Annotated in this window: 22 protein-coding genes; 8 read left to right on the top strand and 14 right to left on the bottom strand. The window is 45.1% G+C overall.

Features of this window, described 5'->3' with window-relative positions:
- The first annotated feature begins 291 nt into the window (after positions 1–291).
- Positions 292–783, top strand: coding sequence for an MBL fold metallo-hydrolase (locus tag PP175_RS05955; RefSeq protein ID WP_272441883.1), 492 nt, complete (start codon positions 292–294; stop codon positions 781–783).
- 116 nt (positions 784–899) lie between these two features.
- Here PP175_RS05955 and PP175_RS05950 read toward each other — a convergent pair whose 3' ends face one another.
- Positions 900–1,298 carry a GNAT family N-acetyltransferase gene (locus PP175_RS05950; RefSeq protein ID WP_272441882.1) on the bottom strand — a complete coding sequence of 133 codons (399 nt, stop codon included), beginning with the start codon at positions 1,296–1,298 and terminating at the stop codon, positions 900–902.
- 78 nt (positions 1,299–1,376) lie between these two features.
- Positions 1,377–2,114, bottom strand: coding sequence for a YwiC-like family protein (locus PP175_RS05945; protein ID WP_272441881.1), 738 nt, complete (start codon positions 2,112–2,114; stop codon positions 1,377–1,379).
- A gap of 158 nt (positions 2,115–2,272) precedes the next feature.
- Between PP175_RS05945 and PP175_RS05940 the strand changes: the two genes are divergently transcribed.
- Positions 2,273–2,806: a hemerythrin domain-containing protein gene (locus tag PP175_RS05940; RefSeq protein WP_272441880.1), complete on the top strand. Its 534-nt coding sequence runs from the start codon at positions 2,273–2,275 to the stop codon at positions 2,804–2,806.
- 5 nt (positions 2,807–2,811) lie between these two features.
- Here PP175_RS05940 and PP175_RS05935 read toward each other — a convergent pair whose 3' ends face one another.
- Positions 2,812–3,519, bottom strand: coding sequence for a Crp/Fnr family transcriptional regulator (locus tag PP175_RS05935; protein ID WP_272441879.1), 708 nt, complete (start codon positions 3,517–3,519; stop codon positions 2,812–2,814).
- A gap of 175 nt (positions 3,520–3,694) precedes the next feature.
- Here PP175_RS05935 and PP175_RS05930 point away from each other — a divergent pair, with 175 nt between their 5' ends.
- Positions 3,695–4,441 carry an SDR family oxidoreductase gene (locus PP175_RS05930; RefSeq protein WP_272441878.1) on the top strand — a complete coding sequence of 249 codons (747 nt, stop codon included), beginning with the start codon at positions 3,695–3,697 and terminating at the stop codon, positions 4,439–4,441.
- Between the two features lie 146 nt (positions 4,442–4,587).
- Positions 4,588–5,070 (top strand): GAF domain-containing protein, encoded by a 483-nt coding sequence (locus PP175_RS05925; protein ID WP_272441877.1) that lies wholly within the window; start codon positions 4,588–4,590, stop codon positions 5,068–5,070.
- Between the two features lie 124 nt (positions 5,071–5,194).
- Here PP175_RS05925 and PP175_RS05920 read toward each other — a convergent pair whose 3' ends face one another.
- Positions 5,195–6,676 carry an aldehyde dehydrogenase family protein gene (locus PP175_RS05920; RefSeq protein ID WP_272441876.1) on the bottom strand — a complete coding sequence of 494 codons (1,482 nt, stop codon included), beginning with the start codon at positions 6,674–6,676 and terminating at the stop codon, positions 5,195–5,197.
- A gap of 268 nt (positions 6,677–6,944) precedes the next feature.
- Positions 6,945–7,367: a TIGR03826 family flagellar region protein gene (locus tag PP175_RS05915; RefSeq protein WP_272441875.1), complete on the bottom strand. Its 423-nt coding sequence runs from the start codon at positions 7,365–7,367 to the stop codon at positions 6,945–6,947.
- Positions 7,368–7,621: 254 nt separating this feature from the next.
- Here PP175_RS05915 and PP175_RS05910 point away from each other — a divergent pair, with 254 nt between their 5' ends.
- Positions 7,622–8,689, top strand: coding sequence for an S-layer homology domain-containing protein (locus PP175_RS05910; protein WP_272441874.1), 1,068 nt, complete (start codon positions 7,622–7,624; stop codon positions 8,687–8,689).
- A gap of 156 nt (positions 8,690–8,845) precedes the next feature.
- Here the strand turns inward: PP175_RS05910 and PP175_RS05905 are convergent, their stop codons facing one another.
- Complete coding sequence (locus PP175_RS05905; RefSeq protein WP_272441873.1) at positions 8,846–10,582, bottom strand: DUF4855 domain-containing protein; 1,737 nt, start codon at positions 10,580–10,582, stop codon at positions 8,846–8,848.
- Between the two features lie 305 nt (positions 10,583–10,887).
- Here PP175_RS05905 and PP175_RS05900 point away from each other — a divergent pair, with 305 nt between their 5' ends.
- Positions 10,888–11,382 carry an NlpC/P60 family protein gene (locus tag PP175_RS05900; protein WP_272441872.1) on the top strand — a complete coding sequence of 165 codons (495 nt, stop codon included), beginning with the start codon at positions 10,888–10,890 and terminating at the stop codon, positions 11,380–11,382.
- A 71-nt stretch (positions 11,383–11,453) separates the two neighbouring features.
- On the opposite strand, the gene PP175_RS05895 is transcribed toward PP175_RS05900, so the two are convergent.
- The 6 genes from PP175_RS05895 to PP175_RS05870 all read right to left on the bottom strand — a co-directional run bounded on the left by PP175_RS05895 (position 11,454) and on the right by PP175_RS05870 (position 18,014).
- Positions 11,454–13,856 carry an Eco57I restriction-modification methylase domain-containing protein gene (locus PP175_RS05895; RefSeq protein ID WP_272441871.1) on the bottom strand — a complete coding sequence of 801 codons (2,403 nt, stop codon included), beginning with the start codon at positions 13,854–13,856 and terminating at the stop codon, positions 11,454–11,456.
- A 172-nt stretch (positions 13,857–14,028) separates the two neighbouring features.
- The gene (locus tag PP175_RS05890; RefSeq protein WP_272441870.1) at positions 14,029–14,523 is read right to left on the bottom strand and encodes a cupredoxin domain-containing protein; all 495 of its coding nucleotides are present in this window, start codon (positions 14,521–14,523) and stop codon (positions 14,029–14,031) included.
- 77 nt (positions 14,524–14,600) lie between these two features.
- Positions 14,601–15,785, bottom strand: coding sequence for an MFS transporter (locus PP175_RS05885; protein ID WP_334314205.1), 1,185 nt, complete (start codon positions 15,783–15,785; stop codon positions 14,601–14,603).
- 26 nt (positions 15,786–15,811) lie between these two features.
- Positions 15,812–16,828 carry a GTP 3',8-cyclase MoaA gene (gene moaA / locus PP175_RS05880; protein ID WP_272441868.1) on the bottom strand — a complete coding sequence of 339 codons (1,017 nt, stop codon included), beginning with the start codon at positions 16,826–16,828 and terminating at the stop codon, positions 15,812–15,814.
- 36 nt (positions 16,829–16,864) lie between these two features.
- The gene (gene fdhD / locus PP175_RS05875; protein ID WP_272441867.1) at positions 16,865–17,656 is read right to left on the bottom strand and encodes a formate dehydrogenase accessory sulfurtransferase FdhD; all 792 of its coding nucleotides are present in this window, start codon (positions 17,654–17,656) and stop codon (positions 16,865–16,867) included.
- A gap of 13 nt (positions 17,657–17,669) precedes the next feature.
- Positions 17,670–18,014, bottom strand: coding sequence for a Na-translocating system protein MpsC family protein (locus PP175_RS05870; RefSeq protein WP_272441866.1), 345 nt, complete (start codon positions 18,012–18,014; stop codon positions 17,670–17,672).
- A gap of 352 nt (positions 18,015–18,366) precedes the next feature.
- On the opposite strand from PP175_RS05870, the gene fdhF reads away from it, so the two are divergent.
- Both fdhF and PP175_RS05860 read left to right on the top strand, forming a co-directional pair.
- Positions 18,367–21,324 (top strand): formate dehydrogenase subunit alpha, encoded by a 2,958-nt coding sequence (gene fdhF / locus PP175_RS05865; RefSeq protein WP_442870424.1) that lies wholly within the window; start codon positions 18,367–18,369, stop codon positions 21,322–21,324.
- Between the two features lie 3 nt (positions 21,325–21,327).
- Positions 21,328–21,807 (top strand): helical membrane plugin domain-containing protein, encoded by a 480-nt coding sequence (locus PP175_RS05860; protein WP_272441864.1) that lies wholly within the window; start codon positions 21,328–21,330, stop codon positions 21,805–21,807.
- A 104-nt stretch (positions 21,808–21,911) separates the two neighbouring features.
- On the opposite strand, the gene PP175_RS05855 is transcribed toward PP175_RS05860, so the two are convergent.
- Positions 21,912–23,150, bottom strand: a complete 1,239-nt coding sequence (locus PP175_RS05855) for an aminopeptidase (RefSeq protein WP_272441863.1) — start codon at positions 23,148–23,150, stop codon at positions 21,912–21,914.
- A 95-nt stretch (positions 23,151–23,245) separates the two neighbouring features.
- Entirely contained in the window at positions 23,246–24,748 is a 1,503-nt protein-coding gene (locus PP175_RS05850; RefSeq protein WP_272441862.1) for an aminotransferase class V-fold PLP-dependent enzyme, read from the bottom strand.
- Between the last annotated feature and the right edge of the window lie 106 nt (positions 24,749–24,854).

Genomic DNA, 24,854 nt, shown 5'->3' with positions numbered 1-24,854 from the left:
AAATTGAGGTAATCATGAGTGTTGGAGGATTTTTAATGTTAAACAAACTTGGTAGTTATATGCCATTGGTGTTATGTTATTACTCTCGATCGTAACATGGCGATATGGAGATTGGAGCGCGAATTTTTCATGATCTTTTTAATCTCCCCACCAATGGTCCTGCTTTTTCTCTCAAGATATCGCATTATCAACTTTGAATCCTTATTTCCTCTACAAATATTCGATGTAATACTGCCAGAATTCGTTGAGTTGAAAATCCATGATCTTTCAAATGAAAATCAATATTAAAAAGTGCTGCTAGCAAGATTTCAACAGTGTAGGGAACATCCACCGAAGAAGCTTCCCCCCGCGCAACTGCTTCGTTGCCATTTTCGTCATACACCAATTATCGTTCAACGTGCGGAGTTTGATGCTGCGATGGGAGATGGCGATTATTCGCCACAAGAGTGCAGAGAGCCGGATTTACAGCATCAAATTGTTGAAGGTGATTGCGAGGTCGCATCCGGTCTTCAAATCTTATTTACGCCAGGTCATTCACCCGGTCATCAATCGGTTCTTGTTACAACAGAAAAATCGGGTCCCATACTGCTTACGATTGACGTAGCTTACACTAGAGAGAACTTTGAGAATGGTGTCCCGTTCTTAACATTTGATTCTATTTTGGCTTCGAAATCTATCCGGCGAATGCAAGATCTTATTCATGATGTTCAACCATCAAAGATCTTCTTTGGCCATGATCGTGCACAGGCTAAAGAAGTACGAAGTTTTCCTGATTTTGTATAAGGTGAACCCAGTTGAGCTTGTTTGCTTTTTCTCAAGATGACCTATTACTCTAATATATCCTGAATAAGCTATACATCCTCATAGGTAATTATTTTCCAAGAAAAAGCGATAGTCCCTCATCGCTTACGACGAATAATAAACCCGTTATCAACCTTATCAAAACCTACTTTTGGATAATACTCCATGGCATTTGGTGCGGAAAGCAGAATAAGGGCAACCTCTTCACCAATAATTTCCTTTACCTTATCTATCAGTTGTCTGCCAATCCCGCTTTTCTGAAAGGCTTTATCAACAGCAAGATCAGAGAGGTAGCAACAGTAGCTGAAATCAGTTAAAGCTCGGGCAATTCCGACCAATTTATTGTGATTCCAAGCAGTGATAATGATATTAGCGTGATCTAACATCTTCTGAATCCGTTCTTTATCGCCAATCGGACGAGTTATACCACTATTCCCAAATACTTGTATAACGTCTTCTGCTTTTACTGGTTCGTTGATTTTATAAATAATCCCCATTAACACATACCCCCTCGGTGTCTCTGAAAAGAATTGTACTACAGACTGGGGATTAGTTTCCATGATCAAACACCTGACTTATACAAGCCCATACACATAGCGGAATCCAACTATAAGTACAACCGTAAAAACAATAGAATTGCAGATTTCGATTATCCCAATTGTCCTGGGTGTCAGCTGTCGTCCGTTACAGACATAAGCCCTGACAAGGCTGGGAATATAAGCGGCTGACAGCAGGAGGAGGCCTGTTAGTGCGACTGCACAGGGAACAGCGATATGGTAGCAAAGAGATGCCCGATGGAAAGCCATATTGTTCCTTTCCCGGATATGCATTTTCACGTAGAAGACACTTCCTAAAAAAAACAAGGTGCTTAACAGCCATACCAGGACGGAGATGGCATTTATCTGCCCTGTCGCGGCGAAATAGCTGGCGGGCCCGCCAAGTGACATTTCCATCACGGCGCAAATATCGTTTATAAAGGCCCGTTCCTTTTTATGTTTTGCAAACGAGAAATTGATGGCAAGGAAGGGGATCATGGCAACTCCAAACCAGATTAAGGCTGGCCTCGACCAAATGGGCGGCAGTAAAAAAACAAGTGCAGCAGCACTGTAAATAGCGGTCCATCTTGCATATTCACCCGACTTGTTTACACTTTTCACAGCAAGCAACAGCGGATAGGAAGCCAAATATAGAGAAAGCCAGCCAAGAAATAAAGGAATATGCAGCCACACTGCGTGTGAGGCACCGATGCCGGCCAGGAAAGGAACGGCAATCATGGCCCAGGCCCCGTGCTGCTTAGGCATTAATAATTTCATAGCGTTCACCTCGATATAACCATTCTAACGATTCATACAAAGAGGTGATGTGACGAATTTCATACTTGAAAAAAATTATACTTGTGACATTGTTTACATCATTAGGCATCAATATTTCCTAAAATAAAGTCAGAAGATCAGGGTAGGGGCTGATAGAAGTGAAATGTATATGGGGTAGCCTTCAGGATTGCCAAGAATGCTTGTTTCCTTCCAATTTTCCGAAAAAATACAAGGCACACGTTGACGATCACACAAGAATACGGAAAATCGCATGTACGCTGGCCAATTTACTAGAAGAGGTTAACAAGGGATTCCAGACAGGGTTTACTTTTTTGTATGAAGAGATAGAGAAATTCAAGAATGCGTGCGAACATCACATAGCTATTGAAGAAGAGGTAGTTTTTCCAGTTATAGCAGAAGCATGGAACCGGGAAGTGGTTTACTATTTAAAGGAAGAGCATCTTATTATTAAAGAGAGTCTGGCCAATGTCCAGTTTATTACCTCCATCCTAAAGCAAAACGATACAGTCGAACCGCTTTTATGGAAAAACTTTGAGGAAGCGTTATGGGACATCATTGAGCTGCTTCGTGAACACTGGTATAAAGAAGAGTTGTTCTTGCTTCCTCTTGTTAGTAAAGTCTTAGATGAAAACAAACAGCGAATTATTTGTTCTGCTTTCGGCAATTCCTAATCTATTTACAGTCGGCAGATATCGGGCGGGCAATCCTCGCAATCAATCATATCTTTTAGATACTGAAGATCATGAATGGTAATGTACCCATTTTTAAACGAGATGACTCGATTTTTCTTGAGTTCGTTAAGCAGTCGGTTAATTCTCTCGCGCGTTGTACCGCAGAAGTTTCCTAATTCTTGATTCGTGAGTGGGAAATCAATGAAAATTCCGTTCACATCCTCTTTTCCGTACGTATTAGCCATACGAATGAGCGTAGAATACAAGGCTCCCTGCTTTCCGTTCATCATTAGGTCACGAAATTTAGACTGTGTACTGCGATGCACCTGCCCGATCCATTTCATAAATTCAACGGCAAGCGTACCGTTCTCCACAAGTTTATGCTCCAATGTTTGCTGGCTCACAACACCGACAACGCTGTCCTCGACTACAATTGCGCTTGTCATATATTGGGCGTTATCGGAAAACAACCCGGGTTCTCCTACGATATCTCCGGTTTGGCACATCTGGAGAGTCATCTCCCGACCCTGTGCCGTCAATTTGCTAATTTTAATTTTTCCCGATCGGATGACAAATAGATTGCTGGCAGGCTCTCCCTCGTTGTATAAAGCCATGTCCTTTTCAACTTTGCGGTCGAAAGCCAAAGAGTCCAGCAGATCTTTTAACGGTTCAGGCAAAACACTGCTCTCCTCCGTATTGGAAACCTCATTCATGAATACTAACCTCCCTTTTAATAACTTACGGCGGCAATCGTTTGTTTTCCTCTACGGTATTAGCACATAAAAACAGTAAGTATATTATAAACTATTTATTATTTTTTGTGTGCTTAAATGTGTGGTATTTTACAAAAGGGATAAAATGGTTTAATAAAAAGGAGGCATACGCTAAATGGCAGCTATGGAAAATAAAACAGTTATCATTACAGGAGCAAGCAGTGGTATCGGACAGGCAACCGCAAAAGAATTGGCCCGGCTGGGCATGAATGTCGTTCTGGCAGCAAGGCGTGAAGAGAAGCTTGTACGCATACAGCAGGAAATAGAGGGTTCTGGTTATAAAGCGGCGATTAAAACAACGGATGTTACCTCTCGTCAACAGATGGAGGACCTCGCCCGTTTTGCAGTGGATACGTACGGCGGGATCCACGTTCTGGTCAACAATGCTGGGCTTATGCCGCTGTCGTTTATGCGGAAACTTAAAGTGGATGAATGGGATCGTATGGTGGACGTCAATATTAAAGGCGTCCTGTATGGAATTGCAGCTGTTCTCCCACATATGGAACAGCAGAAGGAAGGGCATATTATCAACATATCTTCCGTAGCAGGCCACGAGGTCATGCCAAGCAGCGCCGTATACAGTGGAACAAAATTTGCTGTCCGGGCTATTACAGAAGGACTTAGAAAAGAATTGCCCGCTGACTTAAATATTCGTTCTACGATTATTTCGCCGGGGGCAGTAGCTACCGAACTCACACAGCATATTACGGACGAAGATGTGAAAAAAATGTTTAGCGGGCAGAATGGGCTGATTCCACTCCGGAGTGAAGACATTGCCGCAGCCATTCGTTATGCGGTTGAACAGCCGCCTTCTGTGTCTGTCAACGAAATCATTGTAAGGCCCACAACACAGAATTTCTAAATCATCAACAGACCCGGCAAATGGCCGGGTCTTATTATTTTGACTTAACAGGTTGCCTTTCCAAGCGCGTATGCTGTACCATCGATCTAGAACCGTTTATTTTCATCTTACGCTTTTTTATCATACGAAAAAGAAGGGATTATGCAATGTTTAAGACTGAACAATATAGCGGAACACGAGAGAAGAATTACGAACTCGTTATCAAACAGATAGCCGCTTTAATGGAAGATGAACCAAACAGGATTGCCAATTTGTCCAATGCCTCTGCACTGTTAAATCAATTTCTGGACAATATTAACTGGGTTGGTTTTTATTTATGGGATGGCGCAGAGCTTGTTCTCGGCCCGTTCCAGGGATTGCCTGCCTGTGTGCGCATTCCGCTTGGCAAAGGAGTCTGCGGGTCGGCTGCTGCCGAACAGAAAACGATCAGGGTTGAGGATGTGAACCAGTTTCCTGGGCATATCGCCTGTGATGCTGCCTCCCAATCTGAAATCGTTATTCCCCTGATAAAAGAGGGCAAACTTATCGGTGTGCTGGATATCGACAGCCCTATTACAGGCCGGTTTGATGAGACAGATGAACGGTATCTTGAGAAATTTGCGGAGCAACTTGTGGCTAAGCTCCAATAGCTAGGCTAAACCTTGCTCGCAGCAACCCCTAGCGCGAACATTCCTATTGCATTAAAAAGGTGTGGGTTATCTCTTGTCACATAAAAGCGGCGGTCTCTGAGAGAACCGCCGCTTTCCCGTTCTATTAATTTAAGTTGATCCACACGCTCTTCACTTCGGTATAATTATCTAGCGCATAGCTGCCCATTTCACGTCCGATACCACTCTGCTTATATCCGCCAAATGGAGAGGCCGCATCAAACACATTGTAGCAGTTCACCCAGACCGTACCGGCTTTGAGCTGGCTTGCAACGAAGTGTGCCTTCTTAACATCCTGCGTCCATAATCCTGCGGCCAGGCCGTACTCGGTAAGGTTGCCGCGATGAATGACATCATCCAGGTCATCAAATGGCATGGCAGCAACAACCGGACCAAAAATTTCTTCTTTAGCAATGGTCATACTATCATCTACATTGGCGAAGATGGTCGGTTCAACAAAATAGCCGGCTCCTCGTCCGTATCCACCGCCTGTTAACACTTCAGCGCCTTCACTCATCCCCTTCTCAATATAATTGCCAACGCGGTCCAGCTGCTCCTTGGAAACAAGCGGCCCCATCTGCGTCTGTGGATTAAGTCCAGGACCCTGTTTGATGTTTTCAGCGTGCGATATAAGGTCCGCCACTACATTATCGTAAGCTTTCTTTTGAATAAATAGGCGGGAACCCGCACAGCATACTTGCCCCTGGTTAAACATAATCCCCATCAATGCGCCCGGGATAGCCTGGGACATGTCAGCGTCAGGCAGAATAATATTAGGTGATTTGCCTCCCAGCTCAAGCGAGATTTTCTTCAGCGTATCCGCTGCCTGTTTCATAATATATTTCCCTACAGCAGTAGATCCCGTAAAGGCGATCTTATCCACATCCGGATGGTTCACAAGCGGGGCGCCTGCTGTCTCGCCGAAGCCCGTGATTACATTCAGGACGCCTTCCGGGATACCAGCCTCAAGTGCCAATTCTGCCAGGTACAGCGCTGACAGGGGAGTCTGTTCAGCAGGCTTGAGCACCACTGTACACCCAGTGGCAAGGGCCGCTCCCAGTTTCCACGCAGCCATAAGCAGCGGGAAATTCCATGGAATGATCTGGCCGACCACACCTACCGGCTCATGCCTTGTATAGTTAAAGTAATTGCCTGCTACCGGTATCGTCTGTCCCACTATTTTCGTTGCCCAGCCGGCATAATACCGAAAATGCTCGATGGCGAGCGGTACATCTGCTGCACTCGTTTCCCTGATCGGTTTACCATTATCCAATGTATCTAACTGAGCTAACTCTTCTTTATGTTCTTCCATCAAATCTGCTAGTTTATAAATTAACCGGCTGCGTTCTGCTGCGCTCATTTTGCTCCATGGGCCGCTCTCGAATGCCTGCCGTGCTGCCTTTACTGCTCTATCAACGTCTTCAGCTCCCCCGTCGCTTACGACAGCAAGCACCTCTCCTGTGGCAGGATTTACTGTTTCAAATGTTTTGCCTGAAGCAGCTTCCACCCACTGGCCGTTAATCAATAGTTTCTTTGTTCCTTTTAAAAATTCCTGTAGGTTTGGATGAATCTGTAAAGTAGTTTCCATGGTTCTTCCTCCTCAGATTATTTTTAATGAAACCAAAACTCGTAGAACTGTAAACGCCAAGATGCCTCTGTAATAATGGGAAGCAGATCGGGTTTCTTCCGTATGTACTTCCACTAATTAAGGAAAAACTGAAAACGCTTTCCGTATTGTATTGTATCAAATAATTCCGGAAATGGACAGCAAAAATTCTGAAATATTAATATTTAATAGCAGAAGACTATATTTTGCATTAAAAAAGCAAGCAAGCCAAATGCCTGCTTACTTTTTCTTATAGCTCCTTTTCCACCCTGTACAAGTGTGAAGCTCCCTGCCCATCTTTTTGTGCTGCTTTCCGTTCCTCGTCTTCTGATAGCTGGGTTAGTTGTTTGCTGAACTCTTTCCTGCAATTCTCACACATCACGCCTGTCCGTATAGAAGCGCCACAGCTTTTACACGCATAAGAAAGATTAGGATGATCCATGATTTGCAGCCGCCCTTCCAGAATAAACCTGGTAATCTGACTGATAGAAACGCGAGTAGCTTCGCTCAATTCCATAATCGTACAGCTGCGGCTCTCTTTCTTTCGCATAAATTTATAGCATTGTTGATACTCAGCTTCGATTTCTTTATAGCAGTCAGGACAAATGTCGCGTACACTCTTCAGAAATAGTTTTCCACAGTGAGGACAATTGTTAATTGTTCCTGGTGTCATTTCTTTCCTCTCCCCTCATTAACCGCAATAGAATATATTCCCTATCAATATTATAAATATCCTATCAATCCTTGCAGGTAAAATCCACGCCTAAAAAAGTATTTTTTTGACCATAACTGCATCCTGCCTTTTGTTCCTTTTTTAAAACCGGTAACAATCCGGTTTTGCCTCAGCTTCTGCGGATGTATAATAGGTAAGAAAACATGCGGCTGTTATGGAGTGAATTTTTAAGAGAGAAAGGGGAGGACAATTGGATGCCACTTAATAGTTTGCGTTTAAAGAAAAGTGTAACACCAATTGCGCTGGCGGCGGGAATACTGCTGCAGCCTGGCAGCGCTGTGTATGCTGACACATTGGGTTTCACGGATGTGCCGGCCAATCATTGGGCATGGAAAAACAACACCATTCAGTGGGCCCTGGAAAAACAAATCGCGTCCGGATATCCTGACCATACATTTAGACCAGGTAACAATGTCACGGAAGAAGAGTTTCTTGATATGCTGATTCGATTGTTTCCAAATACGAAGGCTGAGTTAGATACCACGCCAGTACAAGAAGCGAGCCCGTCCCGCTCAGATGTATTGTATAAAGTCGCTTCCAAGTACAATCTGCCGGTTATAGGAGGGATGAGCCAGCAGGATCGAGGCAAACCTGTAACACGGGGACAGGTTGCCCGGCTGCTCGCGGCGACCGCAGGTAAAAACTACAACACAAACAACGCTATTGCCTTTCTTTATGACAATAATATATCGAAAGGCAAGAAAGAGGAAACTATCAAAGGATTTGATAGTGAAGGGCCGATTTCACGTGCCGAAGCGATCCAGCTGTTAAAAAAAATGGATGACCAAAAACTTGATCTGCTAATGCAGATTTGCCCGCAAACGCAAGATCTAAACGCATCGCTTTCTCAGTATGAGAAAACCAGCGAGGAGGACATCCAGAGAAATATCATAGCCGCTAAACAATTTTATCCGATAGACTCTAAAGCTGGCATTTTCGAAGATACATATGGCTACTGGGTTCAAACGCTCTATTCTCTGGCAAAGAAATCTGCCATTTACAATGGTAGATTAAGAATCTATTTGCCACCTCTTTCAGAAGGAACCAAAATCCAGTATCACGTAATAACTGACCAGTGGTATGAAGGCGACATTCCAGGACAGGGCGGGGGGTCGGCTCCTGGTTATCTTGAGTTCCCAGCATCTAAATCGTGGAATTTCATGCTGCTTGTTACGAAAGGAAACGATATATTAGGTGATCTATCCTGCAACTCAGATGGGACGATCGAGGTCAACAATACGGTAATTGAGAAAAAACAATAAGCGGGAAAATGTTACTCCGTTATCCTCTTTTCATCATCAAGTTCTTTAAAAAGATCACAACATCCCACTTTTTTTGATAAAAGTGGGATGTTTTTTCGTATACCTATGTGAATATGCTTCTCTATTTCTTGATTGCTTGGGGAAAGATGGTTCACCCTAGTCTGTATTTGCTGGCGGGTAGAGCAGATAGGCAAAAAACTTCTGCCTGATGTTGTCCAGTGACTTGTTTGTGCTGCTGAAAAAGGCATCGATCGCCCCTTCCCCGTCATAGACAAGCATACTTACCCGGTTTGCCCCCATGATGTTTCCACGATCCAAATACTCATTTAGCAGCTGAATGTTTTCCGGCTTATCAAGGAAGGACCAATTCCACTCAAGCATGGTTCCAGCCCCAGTCTGCCGGGATAGATTATACGTGTCACCCAGCATATCCTCACCCGGATGCTTGTCAGCATTAAAGTATTGATTAGGCTGAAGCCAGGAAAAATCAAATCCCATCGTTTTCCATGATTCAGCATTAGCAGCCTGGTAATAAGGTGCCCAGTAAAATTTGTTTCCCTGATCGTGAATAATGTTAGCAACCGATTGAACGAACTGGCGATCGCTGTCAGGTACCAGCTCATTTACCCAGTAGAATCCTTTAAAATCCAGTGCGCTAGGATGGAATTGTTTCCAGTTGCTCAGCACATCGTTAATAAAGGCCGTTTCCATGCGAAGCTTGCTGTTTGTGTCGACTCCGGTGGGATTTGGCAGCCCCACAATAATGTTTGCCTTGTAGTTGGCGTTGCCTGTATAAGCGCGCACCTTAAGCGCCGCTCTCTCCAGCTGGTCTATTTGGTCACCAGATGCAAAAATGTCTGCGGCATATTTATGCAAATTTAACTGGGCATCCGGATTCGCCGCATCGTAGGTGTCAAACGTGAATCCTCGCTCTTCTTTTCCTGCAGGCCTTACAATAAATGTCTCAAATAGCAATTCCCGTTTATCACCCATGTTGGTGACCATCCGATGGAACAGGTTGCTTTGCAGTGTGCTTGCGGGCGCTGTCATAAAGGTGGCGTTTCCGACGAAGCCATTTTCCGGCGTTTTCCGATCCGTAAATACCGCCGGGTCCGGTTGCACTTCTCCATTCTCGGCATACAGCCAGTAAAAATCACCCTGATACCAGATTTTGTACCAGCTGTCCGTGCTGGCATAAGCCACTGTTTCAAGCGGTATCTCAGTCAGCTTCCCGGCAGCAGGCCATATCAAATCACAGTACCGGTACAAAGATACCGGCTTTACGATTTTAATTTTCTGCACGCCAAGCGCTGATGTTATGTATCCTGCGCCATCGTAAATCCATCCCGGCCCATAATCCGTCCGGATCTGGTACCATTCTTTATTTCTTTTTAAGACCGTGATCCGCTGCGGATCAATATCCATCAGGCTTCCGCTTAATGGATTGGCATCCTTGTAAACAGTCGCAGGATGGTGAAGAAACATATTGACTGCGTTTATCACCCTATCCTCACCCGTTTTTTCTTCCAAAGTGCGAATGTAAACGGTAGAGGCATGGCTGTTTATCCAGACCAGCTTGCCCTTTACCTGCAACGCCAGCCAATCACCCTGTCTTTGCCAGACAGCGTAAGGCTTAATTTGGGATTGTAGATAACCTGCTTCTTTAGCAGACGGTGCTACTTTACCTGATGGTGTTGGTTTACCCGACGGTGTTGGTTTGCCCAATGGTGAGGCAGGCAAAAGGTAAAACGGGGTGCTGCCCGTAATATATGCTTCCTCATACATGACAGGCTTCTCGCCGCTTGCTTGAACTTGCGGCATGGCCACATTTTGCAGCAACAAAACAAGAAATAAAAACGATACGAATACAAAACGACTTCCAAACGGTTTCAAGATTTCTCTCCTCTATTCTCTATCGTTGAATTAATCCATTGCCGATCCGCCGTTAACCGTGGCGTATGCTCCGGTCATAAAGCGGCTTTCGTCGCTGGCAAAGAATGCGATCGCAACTTTACCTGAAAGCGTCAATATTAACATCCCCTTCCACTAATTCTGCTACATAAAAATTGTACACTATTTGTTGGAAAAAAAATATTTTTTAACTGGTAAATTTGTGGTAGGATATGTTCATTGCATTATCCAGAATCAAATGTATGATGCGGTTGGCATGAATTATATGAAATCAGGTGAAATGAAAGATGAATGTTTCTAAACTGGTCAAAGCAACAGCCGTTGCCGCGGTTATTACAGTGGCAGCCACAGGCACCAATGCCTATGCCCTAACTGCTAAAGAATGGACCGCGAAAGTCGCTAAGGATCATCCACACGATGCTGCAGCTTTTACCGCCTCTAAAAAGGGCCAAATTGTAAATGCGGCTAAAGCGGTAAAAACAACTCCGCTTGACGCTTCTGCCTTTGTGTTATCTGTCTACCAGAAAACGACCGGCATCACACTCGCTAAAACAATCTATCAACAGAGCCAGACAGGCGTAACCGTGAAAGACAAAACTGCACTTGTTCCGGGTGATCTTGTCTTTTTTCATTTAACAGGCAGCGGTAAAACCCCAACTTTTGTTGGCATTTATACAGGCAAAGGAAATGTAACAGCCAGAACGACGAAGGGTGTGCGCACGTTTTCACTCAACGATCTTTATTGGAAAAATAAATTTGTGTATGGCAAACGTATTTTCTAAGTTTAAAAAAAGGCAGCCTGTGAACCAAAATGCTGGTTTACGCAGGCTGCTTTTTTCTTTCCTATTATGCTTTACAAAGCCTCCACCTTCTCGATCTCACTTTCGGATAGTCCATATAACCGGTAAATGAGCCCATCGAGCTTCCGCTGTAATTCCTCAATCTGCTCAGTAGCTTGCTTATCCCCTGTAACAGCCTTCTCCGTGAGACTGCGAATTTGCTCCACCAGTTGGATAAATACCTGCTGCTCATCCTTGTCGGCTATTTTCAATGGCAGCTGTTTTATATACACGGTTTTCACCTGTGTAAAGGCTCTGCCGTAACGTTCCTGCGATATTTCACGGTAGATGTAAAAAAACAACTGGGAATTCAACAAGGCCAGCAAATATTGCGGATCCATAGACCAAGAGGTTTGCTTAGGCAATATAATATGGACGGTCTTATCCACATAATGTCGGCTATAATCGATTGCTGCCACAATGCGATCAGAAGTCTGTCGGTAGACGATTTTTGGCGAGGCGGTTAGAAGTGCTTCAGAGTAGCGAAACGTGTCAGTGGCTTTATCCAAAAACGTTTCATAGTTATGCCTCATATACTGCTGGGGCGTTGCAATCGCATACCGGCTCACATTGCGTCCTTTAAGATAAGGGATATCCCGCTCATCTTTTCTGTCTCCCTGGTAGAATATCCGGCTGCCGATCGAACCCTGCCGCTTCTTCCCCTTTCCTTTTGTCCAGTAATTGAAACCGACGTCCTTCACATAAAACATCGATTCTAGCGGCACAACCAACGGCTTGTTTATGATGCTTTCCATGATAGAACTGCCCGGCCGCAGTGGTTTATCGGAGGAATAAACGGCTGTTTGCCTGGAAAAGGAGAATCCTTTTTCCTTCCCCATAAAACTATAATGGTTATACAGGTATGCCTCTCCCCGTTCTATGTTTTCCTCTTTTCTGGCTAATAGAATAGATACAAATACAGTCGGATCATCAAACACCTGATGATCGTTAAAATTGATGAGTTGCAGAACACGGCAGCTGGACGTAATATATGTGCGCAGCGGCTTAAAATAATCACCGTTCAAAAAAGTATTCGGCGTAATGTAATGCAACGTTCCGTTGTTTTTTAAGAGTCTAATTGCCCGTTCATAGAAAGCTGTGTACAAGTCATGATTTCTTTTAAAAGAAGGATACAGGCTCTCGTATTCTTTCTTAATCGTTGTATCGTATACAATGCCATAAGGGGGATTGCCGATGACGATATCAAACTCTCCTTCTATTTCATCAAGCAAGCCATCACCGCATATCAACCGGACCGCTAGCTCCCCAACGTCTATCGCGGCTGCATCATGAATCAGTGTTCGGCAAAAAGAACGCACCCGCCGTACTACAATCTCCAACGCTTGCTGTTCGATATCGACTCCTACTACCGCGCATAAAGCATCCTGAAGAAATTCGAGATACCATTCATCACTTTGACGTCTGACCACCTCGATATTGAGATGAGAAAGGTAGGAAATATGGAGCCGCGCCTTTACGATTTCGTCTAACATTCCAATAATATAGGCTCCTGAACCGGCAGCCGGATCCAGCACTTTTAGCCGCTTTAACGCATTGTGCAATTCTTCTATTTTGTGTTCAACTTCTACGGGTACAGCATCAAATGACGGATAATCACAACATATAAAGGCCCGGATTTGCTTGCTGCCCAGTCCGGTCTGTGCAGCAAGATAGTGCACAACACTTTCCCTGCACATATACTGCACAATCTCACACGAAGTATAAAACGTTCCCCGGCTCTTTCTAAGGGCGGTATCCATGTGTTTCTCAAACACAGCCCCAAGCATCCCAGGCGTGACGGCAGCTTCTTTGTCGCACGGTTCTTCCTCATACATAGTAAAGTTGAAGTTGTCTGGTGTCCCCACACCGCTTGCCATGTAATCTTTGATAATCGTGTTTGCGGTAAATGCTTTCTCCAGCTTATCCAGCGACAAAATAGACTCACCACCCTCCCGAATGGAGAGCAGTTGTTTCTTTATCACCAGGTGGGATGCGGCTTCCCCTCCTATAAAGGAGTCCCGTTTTATCCGCTCTGTCTTATCGTACGTTAATGCAAAGCGGACAAGTGAAAATCTCCAGCGTTTCTCTTCCAGCTTATAAAATGCTATTATCGCTGCATCATAGCCACACTTGCGCATGTAGCTGTGCAATGAAGCTCGCTCGATTTCCCTTGTCACACAGCCTGTTGCTGTTTTATTGAAAGAGACAGCTAAAAAAGCGATGCACTTGTTTTTCTCGTCTTCATAGCTGCCATAATTCGTAACAAACATTTGGCCAAAACGAAATGGCATATCAAAGTGAGCCGATTCATATTTGCGTTCATTAGCTCTCAAGAATGCGTGCTGAATGAATTTTCCGTACTCTACTAAATCAAAAGCCCGTGTAAATATGTTTTCATATCCCGTTACAGTACACACATTTCCTCCCTTTTCTAATTTCCAATATTTACAGTCGATTATATCAAGTACAAAAGCAAACTAACAATACATTTGTGGATTGCAAGTGAACATAACAAAAAAGCACCCTCTGAGAAGTGCCAGAAAGTGCCGATCAAATTTTTGAGCTAAAACAAAGCGGTTAAATGGATTGCTATTTTAATGTAAGTGCAAGGCTTGAGCTCGTTTTTTGCCCTTTTTCGCTTAGTTGAACTTCATACTTGCCCGGTTTTTTAGGGGAAATCCACTCAAAGCTTACTGTCTGTCCCGGCTGAATGGTATTATTGATACGTAATTCTTTATTGATAAAAGTATAAGTGGACTTATCTTTATTAAGTAACATGAAATGAATACCGGAACCTGCTTTAATCGATTCCTTCTCATCCGATAGCTTGCCGCCTTTAATTTCCTCTAAAATTACCGGGAAACCCTTGGACACAACAACCTTCTGAGCTGCCGCTGCTTGATTATTAGCAGCTCCTTGATTAGTTGCTGCTGCCTGATTACCTGCAGCTGACTGGTTACTTGCTGATGGATTACTGGTTGTTGACGAATTGTTTCCGGCTGACGTGCTTTGAGATGAACAAGCAGTTAAGGTTCCGGCCATGCATATTGTTGCTAGCACTGAATACACGACGGTTTTTTTCACGATGCTTCTCCTCTTTCTCGATTGTAAATTCAATCTTTATTCTAGTACAATCTCATTAAAACAAGATGAATAAGCGTTTACACAGTTTGACTCGTCTCCTGCTTTGTACGGTTTGCGTATATCCAATAGACCAAGAAAGCGATAAGGGAGAGAATCGCTCCTGAAATATAGGGGTATCCGATCTGCCAGGCGTACAATATTCCGCCCAGTGGCGGGCCGGCTATTCTTCCCAAAGAGTCAAAGGAGGACATCAGCCCGGACGCCGTTCCCTGCCCGACTGTTGTATGCTTACTGATGAGGGCAGATACACTTGGGCGAATTACCCCATTGCCAAGACCAAAAATGGTCAGGTAGAGGGCCGCGCTGGAAAAACTGTGGGTAAGCAAGATCAAGAGAAAGCCAATGGCAGATACGAATAAGCCGCCTTGTATAACCGCTCCCTCCCCAAATTTTTTAATGAGCCTGCCGATTAAACCGCCCTGGACAATGGCACCCGCAAGCCCCATAATCATAAAAATGTATCCGATCTGCTTTGCCCCTATTCCAGCACGGGCTGCAGCGAAATAAGCAAATGTGGCTTCAAGTCCAGACAATGAGAACGATACAAAAAATGATAGGATATAAAGGAACGCCATTGAACCCTGAAAGGCTGCCCACCGTGACTCCCTATGTTCCTGCCGATTCGCTCTTTTCTCAGCCGGCAGCGATTCTCTGACAGCAAATAAGACAAAGAAGAAAGTGATGACAGCGAGCCCGCTCGTTATAAAAAATGGCGTCTGTAAGTGATGCTCTGCAAAAATGCCCCCAATGGCCGGCCCAAATATAAACCCTAAACCAATTGAAGCACCGATTTTCCCCATCCCTTTACCTCTACTCTCAGGGGTTGTCACATCGGCTACATAGGCCATCGTTGTCGGCATATTAGCCGAGGACAGGAATCCGCCTAAAATGCGGGCCGCAAACAGCATCCAGAGCTGGCTGGAGATGGCGAATAAGAAGAAGGAAATGGCGAGCCCGGCTATCCCAATCAGCATCACTGGCTTGCGGCCAATGCGATCGGAAATTCTCCCCCACATTGGGGCAAACAGCAGCTGCATCAAGGAGTACACCGCCATTAACCACCCCAGCTGAGCAGGTGTGGCACCTATCTGTTTAGCAAAGAAAGGCAGAACAGGGATAATAACGCCGAATCCAACCATAACAAGAAACATAACAGCAGCCAATAGCAATAGTGCCCGTTTGTTTTCCATGTACTGCCCAATCCCCCTATCTTGTACGAATTCCTTTACTAACCCCCAATATGGGACATCTCAACCTTGGGCAGCGAGCGGGTTGTGTGGGACCTTTCTTCCGAGTAATGGTCCTCCCTGTTTCCCCATAACTGACCGATGATCCGGGCCAATTCCTCGTTCGTTTTGTCTGAGCGAAGAAACGACCGTAAATCGTGTCCTTCAGAAGCAAACAGGCACGTATACATTTTCCCTTCGGCTGAAATGCGGGCCCGGTTGCATGTCCCGCAAAAAGCATCGGTCACGGAAGAAATGATCCCGATTTCTTCTTCGCTTCCCACATATCGATAACGGGAAGCCACTTCACCTGTATAGTTCCCCGGAATCGGTTCGAGAGGCATTTCCCTGTTTATTTGTTCGATGATCGCTTTCTTAGAAAAAACCCGGTTCATGTTCCAACCGTTGTGATTGCCCACGTCCATAAATTCAATAAACCGGAGGATGTGCTTATGCTCTTTAAAATAGCGAGCCATTGGCAGCACATCCTGCTCGTTTATGCCTTTTTGCACCACCATATTAATCTTAACCTTCAGGCCTGCCTGCGCAGCCGCTTCAATGCCATCTAACACAGGCTGGACTTTACTTTTTCCGCCATTTAAATATTGAAAACGTTCATCATTTAGCGAATCGAGACTAACATTCACCCGTTTCAACCCTGCCGCTTTTAAATCCTGCGCAAACTTAGGCAGCAGCACCCCATTCGTGGTGAGGGCAATGTCTTCGAGCCCATCGATTTGGCTAACAGACTGAATTAAGTAGGACAAATTCTTTCGGAGCAGCGGTTCCCCGCCCGTGATACGAAGCTTTTTGACACCTAATCCGACGAAAATGTGAACCAGCCTCTCGAGCTCCTCTAACGATAAAATATCCTTGCGTGGAAGAAATTCGTAATCAGGTCCAAAAATGTCAGCGGGCATACAATAGCGGCAGCGAAAGTTACAGCGATCTGTGACGGATATGCGTAAATCCCGGAGAGGCCGATTTCTTTGGTCAACGATTCTTGATGTTGTTTCCACATTAACACCTTCCAATGTTTAATAAAAACGGTTCGCCTATGTTACAATCCGCTCAGGATGCGTGTAAATATTGCAGGACGAATTTCGAATAAAACCTACCGCTGTTATGCCTAAATCGTTTGCAAGCTGGAGGGCTAACTCTGTTGGCGCTGATTTGGAAAGCACAATTTCACAGCCGATCTTAGCTACCTTCAACAGAATTTCCGAGGAAATCCTGCCGCTGAATGCAATCACTTTACCATTAATGGATATGTTGTTTTTGAGGCAATATCCGTATATTTTATCCAGGGCGTTATGCCGCCCAATATCCATTCTTGAAAGGATGATTCCTTTCTCGTCACACAGCGCCGCATTATGCACACCACCGGTAGCATGAAAGGTGGTGGCTTCCGTCTGCATATCTATCATCAGTCGAAAACAGCTTTCAATCGGGAGGCGGATACCTACCTCTGTTATTTTCTTTGCTGTTCTGGCATCGTTATAAAAGTAAAATCCCTGCCGGCTCTTCCCGCAGCAGGAAGTAATATAGCGCTTGCTGTGAAATTTTTGGGATAGTTTGTTTGCTTTTTTTGTTTCAACGTTCACAAATCCGTCTTCCTGCACCCAGATCTCCTTTATATCTGAATACTCCCTTATTACCCCTTCTGAAGCTAAAAAACCGATTACCATATCTTCTATATTTTCAGGTGTACATACCATAGTGGCGAATTCTTCTCCGTCGAGCTGAATGGTGACCGGGTATTCTGTAACGATGGTATCTTGAATCGCCTTAGCTGTACCACCCTCGTAGCGGATAATGTTGCTGGTTGTATCTACAGGATTTTTCATAAATCCAATCCCCCTATACAATCTTATCTTGAAATACAAAAACAGATATTGCAATATCTTCATCAACTTTAATGTCGTTGAATAAATGTATAAGTTTGGAACCTACTAATTCTTCAAGGCCTTCGGGAATTGCTTTTTCATAAACCTGCTGTACCATTCGCGTCCGGGCTGTATGAACCATTTCCTTACCTTCCGGCGTACGGGTGATAAACTTCTCAGTTGGTGTTAAATTACCAGAAAGCATGGTAATGGCCATATTTCCTACAAAGTTGGTCTGAATCCGCTCAGGTCCCTTTCCAAAAAGCTCTTTGCGGACTTTTCGAATAATATCATTGAACTGTGCCTCTTTTTTTACCACTGTAATCCTCCTTGTACGATAACGCTGTTTATCATACTCTAAACAAACAAAAACAACAAGGAAACTGCCGGGTGAGCGACAATTACCTTGTCTATTTTAATGACTAATATTATAATAAACACCGTAGATACGATGAAATAATGATAGTTCCTTGTTATTATTTTATCGAAGTTAAGTCGTGTATATAGCGGATTGGTTCATTAGTAATAATATTGCTAACAGGCTACTCCACTATGAGCAACTCTATCTTAGCAGGATAGGGCTTCTTGTAGTGGAGTTTTTTTTCGTCCACCGCCTGTGCCAAGGCTTGGTCTCAGCTAAGTTGTGGCTAATGGACAGAAGGAGGCAAAAGGTGAGTAGCAAGGTGAGCAGTACTCAAAGAATTACGTTGAACGGCAAAGAATATGACGTGCCAGCGGGGATGACGATACTGGAGGCCATCAACCAGAACGGGATTGAGCACCCTCAGATCTGTTATGTTCCCGAAGTGGACCCGATTCAAACATGCGACACATGCATCGTAGAAGTCGATGGGAAACTTGTTCGTTCCTGTTCAACAAAGATAGAGAATGGCATGAACATCCAGCTCGCTTCTGATCGTGCCAAAGCAGCACAGACCGAAGCAATGGACAGGCTTTTAGAAAATCATCTGCTGTATTGTACGGTTTGTGACAACAATAACGGCAATTGCAAACTGCATAATACCGCCGAACTCATGGAAATTGAGCACCAGAAATATCCGTATGAGCCAAAGGTTAGCCCAGAAGAAGTCGATATGTCCCATCCCTTCTATCGTTATGATCCGAATCAGTGTATCGCATGCGGACAATGCGTGGAGGTCTGCCAGAATCTGCAGGTTAACGAGACACTCTCAATTGATTGGGAAGCTGAGCGCCCCCGTGTCATCTGGGATGATGGAAAAGCGATTAATGATTCTTCATGCGTAAGCTGCGGACAGTGTGTAACGATCTGTCCATGTAACGCTTTAATGGAGAAATCCATGCTGGGTGAAGCAGGCTTTATGTCTGGGATGGAAAAAGAACTGCTCAACCCGATGATTGACCTGGTTAAAGAAGTTGAACCGGGTTACAGCGGAATTTTTGCGATTTCTGAAATCGAAGCAGCCATGCGGGATACGCGCACGAAGAAGACGAAAACGGTTTGCACCTTCTGCGGGGTAGGCTGCTCGTTTGAAGTTTGGACTAAAGGCCGCAAAATCCTAAAAGTTCAACCCGTATCCGATGCTCCGGTAAATGCGATCTCTACATGTGTAAAAGGTAAGTTCGGCTGGGATTTCGTAAACAGTGAAGAACGGATTACGGCTCCGCTGATTCGTAAAGGTGATGAGTTTGTTGAGTCCACATGGGATGAAGCGCTTGATCTGGTGGCTCAAAAACTTGGAAACATCAAACAGACATACGGCAGCAATGCCCTCGGATTTATCTCTTCCTCCAAAATGACGAACGAAGAAAACTATTTGATGCAAAAAATGGCCCGCCAGGTATTCGAGACGAATAATGTGGATAACTGTTCACGCTACTGTCAATCTCCTGCTTCTTGGGGACTGCAGCAGACAGGTGGAATTGGCGGCGACTCCGGAACGATTAAAGATATCGCAGCAGCCGGCCTTGTTATTCTAGTAGGTTGCGCGCCAGCAGAAGGCCACCCGGTGCTTGCCACCCGCATCAAACGTGCACACAAATTACATGGGCAGAAGCTCATCGCAGTCGATCTTCGCAAACATGAAATGGCAGAACGTGCAGATATGTTCATCCGTCCAAAACAAGGAACCGACTATGTGTGGTTAGCTGCGGTGGCGAAGTACATGATCGAGCAAGGCTGGCATGACCAGGACTTTGTTGAACAGCATGTAAATTTCTTTGATGAATATGTACAATCGCTTGAACGGTTTACACTGGAATTCGCAGAAAAAGAAACCGGCATTAAGAAGGAAACGTTAATCCACATCGCTGAAATGATTCGCGATGCTGATGGCACAGCGATCTGCTGGGGCATGGGTGTTACCCAAAACATCGCAGGTTCCCATACTTCTGCGGCAATCGCTAACTTGCTTCTTGTTACCGGAAATATGGCTCGTCCTGGTGCAGGTGCGTTCCCGCTCCGCGGACACAATAACGTGCAAGGGGCTGCCGACATGGGAACGATGCCGAATATCTTCCCAGGCTATCAATCCGTTTCCAACGATGAAATTCGGTCTAAATTTGAAGAAGCATATGGTGTACAGATTTCCGGCACACCTGGCCTTGATAACATTCAAATGCTTGAGGCGATCGACCGCGGTGAATTGAAAGGCATGTACATTGCCGGGGAAGATATGGCATGGGTAGACGCCAACTCCAACCATACCCAGGAGATGCTTGCCAAACTTGATTTTCTGGTTGTACAGGATATCTTCTTGTCTACAACCGCTCAATTTGCGGACGTTGTTTTACCGGGTGCACCGTCCCTTGAAAAGGATGGCACCTTTACGAATACAGAACGCCGTGTTCAGCGTTTATATCAAGCGCTTGATCCGCTTGCCGACAGCAAGCCTGACTGGTGGATCTTCTCCCAGGTTGCGAAACGTTTCGGCTATGACTGGAATTTCTCGCATCCAAGTGAAATTTTTGCGGAGATGGCGAGCTTAACTCCATTCTTCTCCCAATGTAACTATGATGTGTTAGAAGGATGGAACAGCTTTAACTGGGGATCACCAGACGGAACAAATACACCTGTTCTTTTCCTGGACGGGTTTAATTTCCCAGATAAAAAGGCGCGTTTTGCCTTGTTTGATTATGTTCCACCGGTTGAGTATCCGGCAGAATTCGATTTAACGCTAAACAATGGACGCCTGCTTGAGCAATTCCACGAAGGAAACTTAACGACTAAATCCGAGGGAATCAATAAGAAATTACCGAAGGTTTTCGTAGAAATTTCTCCGGAATTGGCAAAAGAGCGCGGGGTTGAAGATGGTGCTCTCGTGCGGCTCTTATCTCCATACGGTTCCATTAAACTACGTGCGCTCATTACAAACCGCGTTCAAGGTAATGCAGTATATGTACCAATGCACTCTGCAAGCCATGAGAATGCCGTCAACCTTCTGACCGGAAATGGATTTGACGTTGTAACCAATACTCCCGCCTACAAGCAAACGAAAGTTCGGATGGAAGTCTTGGAAAACAAAGGGGAAATTCCATTGCCAATGATTAACCCGCGCTATAAGAAGCGCCATCCGCAAAACGGCGTGGAAGTACAACGCAAATGGAATCGTCCAGACTACGTTTCTTTAGTAGATGTTGGGGGGGAATAAAGCATGGCACAACCGATTAAGATGGTACGCAAAAACGTTGACACAGAAGAAATGAAAAAAGAGCAGGCACTGGATAACCTTAGAGATGAGCTGGCAGATAAAGATGAGGCACTGTTCAAGATTATGCAGCTGATCGGGGAATTGAACGACAGCGGAATACTGGAAGCAGCTAACTCGCTGTTGAGTGCCAAGGAAAAAGTAGCTGGAATCCTGCTCGGCCAGGTTTCCCGTAAGCCAATTACGAATTTAATTAACAACCTTATGGAAGCAAGTGCTCTATTAACAGAACTAAATCCTGAGTCGACTAACAAAATCGTTGGCAGCATGAAATCAGGACTGCAGAAAGCACAGGAAGATGTCGAAACCAACAAAAAAGTTGGCGTGTTTGAATTAATGAAAGCTTTGAATGATCCGGATATTAACCGGGCGCTGCGCTTTGGAATGGGCTTTCTAAAAGGTCTGGGCCAGGGACTTAAAGACTAACATGCAAGAGGGTGAAGGCGGTTTTTCTCCGCTTTCACCCTCTTTTTAGTAGACACAATAGATCAGCCGGCTTACCAGCAGCCGGCTGATCTATTGACCGGTTACTAAATTTCTAATGCCCAATTCCCCTGTCTGAAGATTGGTTCCCTGGTGCCATCGCCGGTTAACCCGTCAATATCCAGCTGTGCAGATCCGATCATAAAGTCGACATGGACAAGGCTGGTGTTTGCCCCGTGCTTCGCAAGCTCTTCTTGAGACATCGCCGCCCCGCCCGCTAAATTAGTCGGGTAGGCATTACCGACTGCCAGATGGCAGGAGGCATTTTCATCAAACAGCGTGTTGTAAAAGATAAGGTTTGCATTGGAGATGGGTGAGTTATGCGGCACAAGGGCCACCTCACCAAGCCGCCGTGCGCCTTCGTCGGTATCCAGAAGATGCTTCAGTGTCTCATATCCCATTTCCGCCGTGAAATCGACTACTTTACCCTTCTCAAATGTAAGGCTGAAGTTCTCGATTACATTTCCGCCATAATTAAGCGGCTTCGTGCTGCGTACGGTTCCATTCATCCCATCTTTATGGGGCATCGTAAAGACTTCCTCCGTTGGCATATTCGGATTAAAGGCGATGCCTGCCTCACTGTGTACCGCCCCGCCCTGCCATACGTGGTTTTCAGGCAGATCAAGGGTAAATTCTGTACCTGGCCCCCTGTAAACAAGCTGCTTATACTGCTTCTTGTTGAGGTATTCAACGGTTTTGGCCAGGCGTGCATTATGTTCCTTCCAGGCTTGTATCGGATCTTCCTTATCGATGCGGGTCACTTTAAAAATAATCTCCCATAGCTTATCGACTGCATCATCAGCCGGGATTTCCGGAAACAGCTTATGTGCCCAATCTTTTGTCGGAATCGAGATCAGTGACCAGCACGCCTTATCGGCCATTAAATAGCTGCGGTATTTCTGCATCGCGGATGCGTTTGTTTTGGCTGCTGTCGCGATTTTTTCCGGGTTTACGCCGATTAATAAATCAGGATTGGGAGCATATATTGTCAAAAAAGCTGCCCCGCTCTCCGCCATCTCTTCCATTCCCTTTGCCTTCCACATCGGAAACTCGCTGAAGGCTTCATCCGGTGCATGGTCGTATTTAATGCGGGTAAGCTCCTCATCATTCCACTCAACGTGAACATTTTTTGCACCCGCAGCATAAGCCTGCTTTGCGATTTTACGGACGAGCTCTGCTGAAGAAAGCGGGGCATTAATGACAAGCGTCTGCCCTTTCTGAATGTTTACGCCCATCCGAACGGCCAGCGCCGCGTATTTATCCAGGTTTTGTTCAAATTGATCCATGTTCTGCCTCCCTATCACTGAATGCGAAATAAGTAGATTTCAAGTTCTATTGTTAGTATAGGGCAATTACCGGATCATTCCAAATAACGAGCTGCCTAATGAATTTTAAACAGCGTATTCATGTTAGCCCTCATGTAATCGATGTGGTAAAAATCGTTGGTCATGCTGTCATACACATAGTCTTTTTCCCATTCTTTAATGTTTTGAATAATGAGCTGGATCGCGGCTATAAATGAATACACTTCCTGATTGGTCATCGTGGGGTGCATGGAGAATCGTACCCAGCCAGGTTTTTGCGAGAAATCACCCTTGTCGATCTCACCCATTAAAAATTTCGAAGTCTCTTTATTGATATTCAATAAATAGTGGCCGTACGTGTCGGCGCAGGAACATCCGCCTCGCACCTGAAAGCCAAAACGATCATTTAATAGCTTCGCTACCAAATTATAATGAACATTTTCTACACAAAAAGAAATAATGCCCAACCTTTCGGTGATGTTTCCATCCAGCACATGCAGCTTAGGCATAATGGATAACTTGGATAATACAATCTCTACCAGCTCTTTTTCGCGTCTTTGGATATTTTCTGTGCCCACCTCTTCTTTGAGGCTTACGGCTAATGCTGCTTTAATGGCCTGAAGAATGCCAGGGGTTCCCCCATCCTCCCGTATTTCTACATCTGTTATATAAAGGTGGTCCCCCCACGGATTTGTCCACCACACCGTGCCGCCGCCAGGTTTATCCGGTGTTTTGCTGGAATACAGCCTGGAATCAAATATGAGGATGCCGCATGATCCGGGCCCGCCTAAAAATTTATGGGGAGAAAAGAAGATTCCATCGAGCTTTTCCTGCGGCGAAGGGGGATGCATGTCGATATCCACGTAAGGAGCTGAAGCGGAGAAGTCCACTAGGCAAATGCCGCCATATTCATGCATTTTTCTGGCAAGCTGGTAGTAAGGGGTTTGGATGCCGGTCACATTGGAACAGGCAGTGAAAGAACCAATCTTTTGTGTGCGGTGGGCATAGCATCTAAGCAGCTCCTCCAGCTTTTCCGGACTCACCAGGCCACTGTCGTTTGGCTCCATCACCACCACATCCCCGATTGTTTCCAGCCAGGATGTATGGTTGGAGTGGTGTTCCATGTGTGTCACGAAAATAACGGGCCGCTCAGCTTCCGGGATATGGATTGCATCCCTATATTTGTCCGGCAAGCGCAATCCAAGTATCCGCTGCAGTTTACATATAACAGCCGTCATCCCGGATCCATCCATAATAATGGCATCATGTTTATCCGCGTTGACATGGGCCTTAATCAATTTCTGTGCATGCTGGTACGCCAGTGTTGTGGCTGTACTCGTTACATTTGATTCGGTGTGGGTATTAGCAAAGAACGGCCCAAAGCCATCCGTGATTTTATTCTCGATCGGACGGTATAGCCGTCCACTGGCCGTCCAATCAGCATAAACAATCCGCTGCCTGCCATATGGTGAAAGGAAAGTCTGGTTTTCACCGATAATATGCTTCCTGAATTTATAAAAGTACCGTTCCAGTTCGCCAAAGAATTCGTATGTTTCGCTGCCAATGCGGGCTGTAACCAATGTTGTAGTCCCCCTTTAACCCGGTATCACTATTGCTAGCATATGAGTTGGGCAGACATTGGGTTCAATAAAGAAGCCAGCCTCACACGGCTGGCTTCTAATTGGC

It is taken from the genome of Aneurinibacillus sp. Ricciae_BoGa-3 (assembly GCF_028421645.1).
Lineage (GTDB): Bacteria > Bacillota > Bacilli > Aneurinibacillales > Aneurinibacillaceae > Aneurinibacillus_B.
This window is presented reverse-complemented; position numbering and strand designations above follow the sequence as displayed.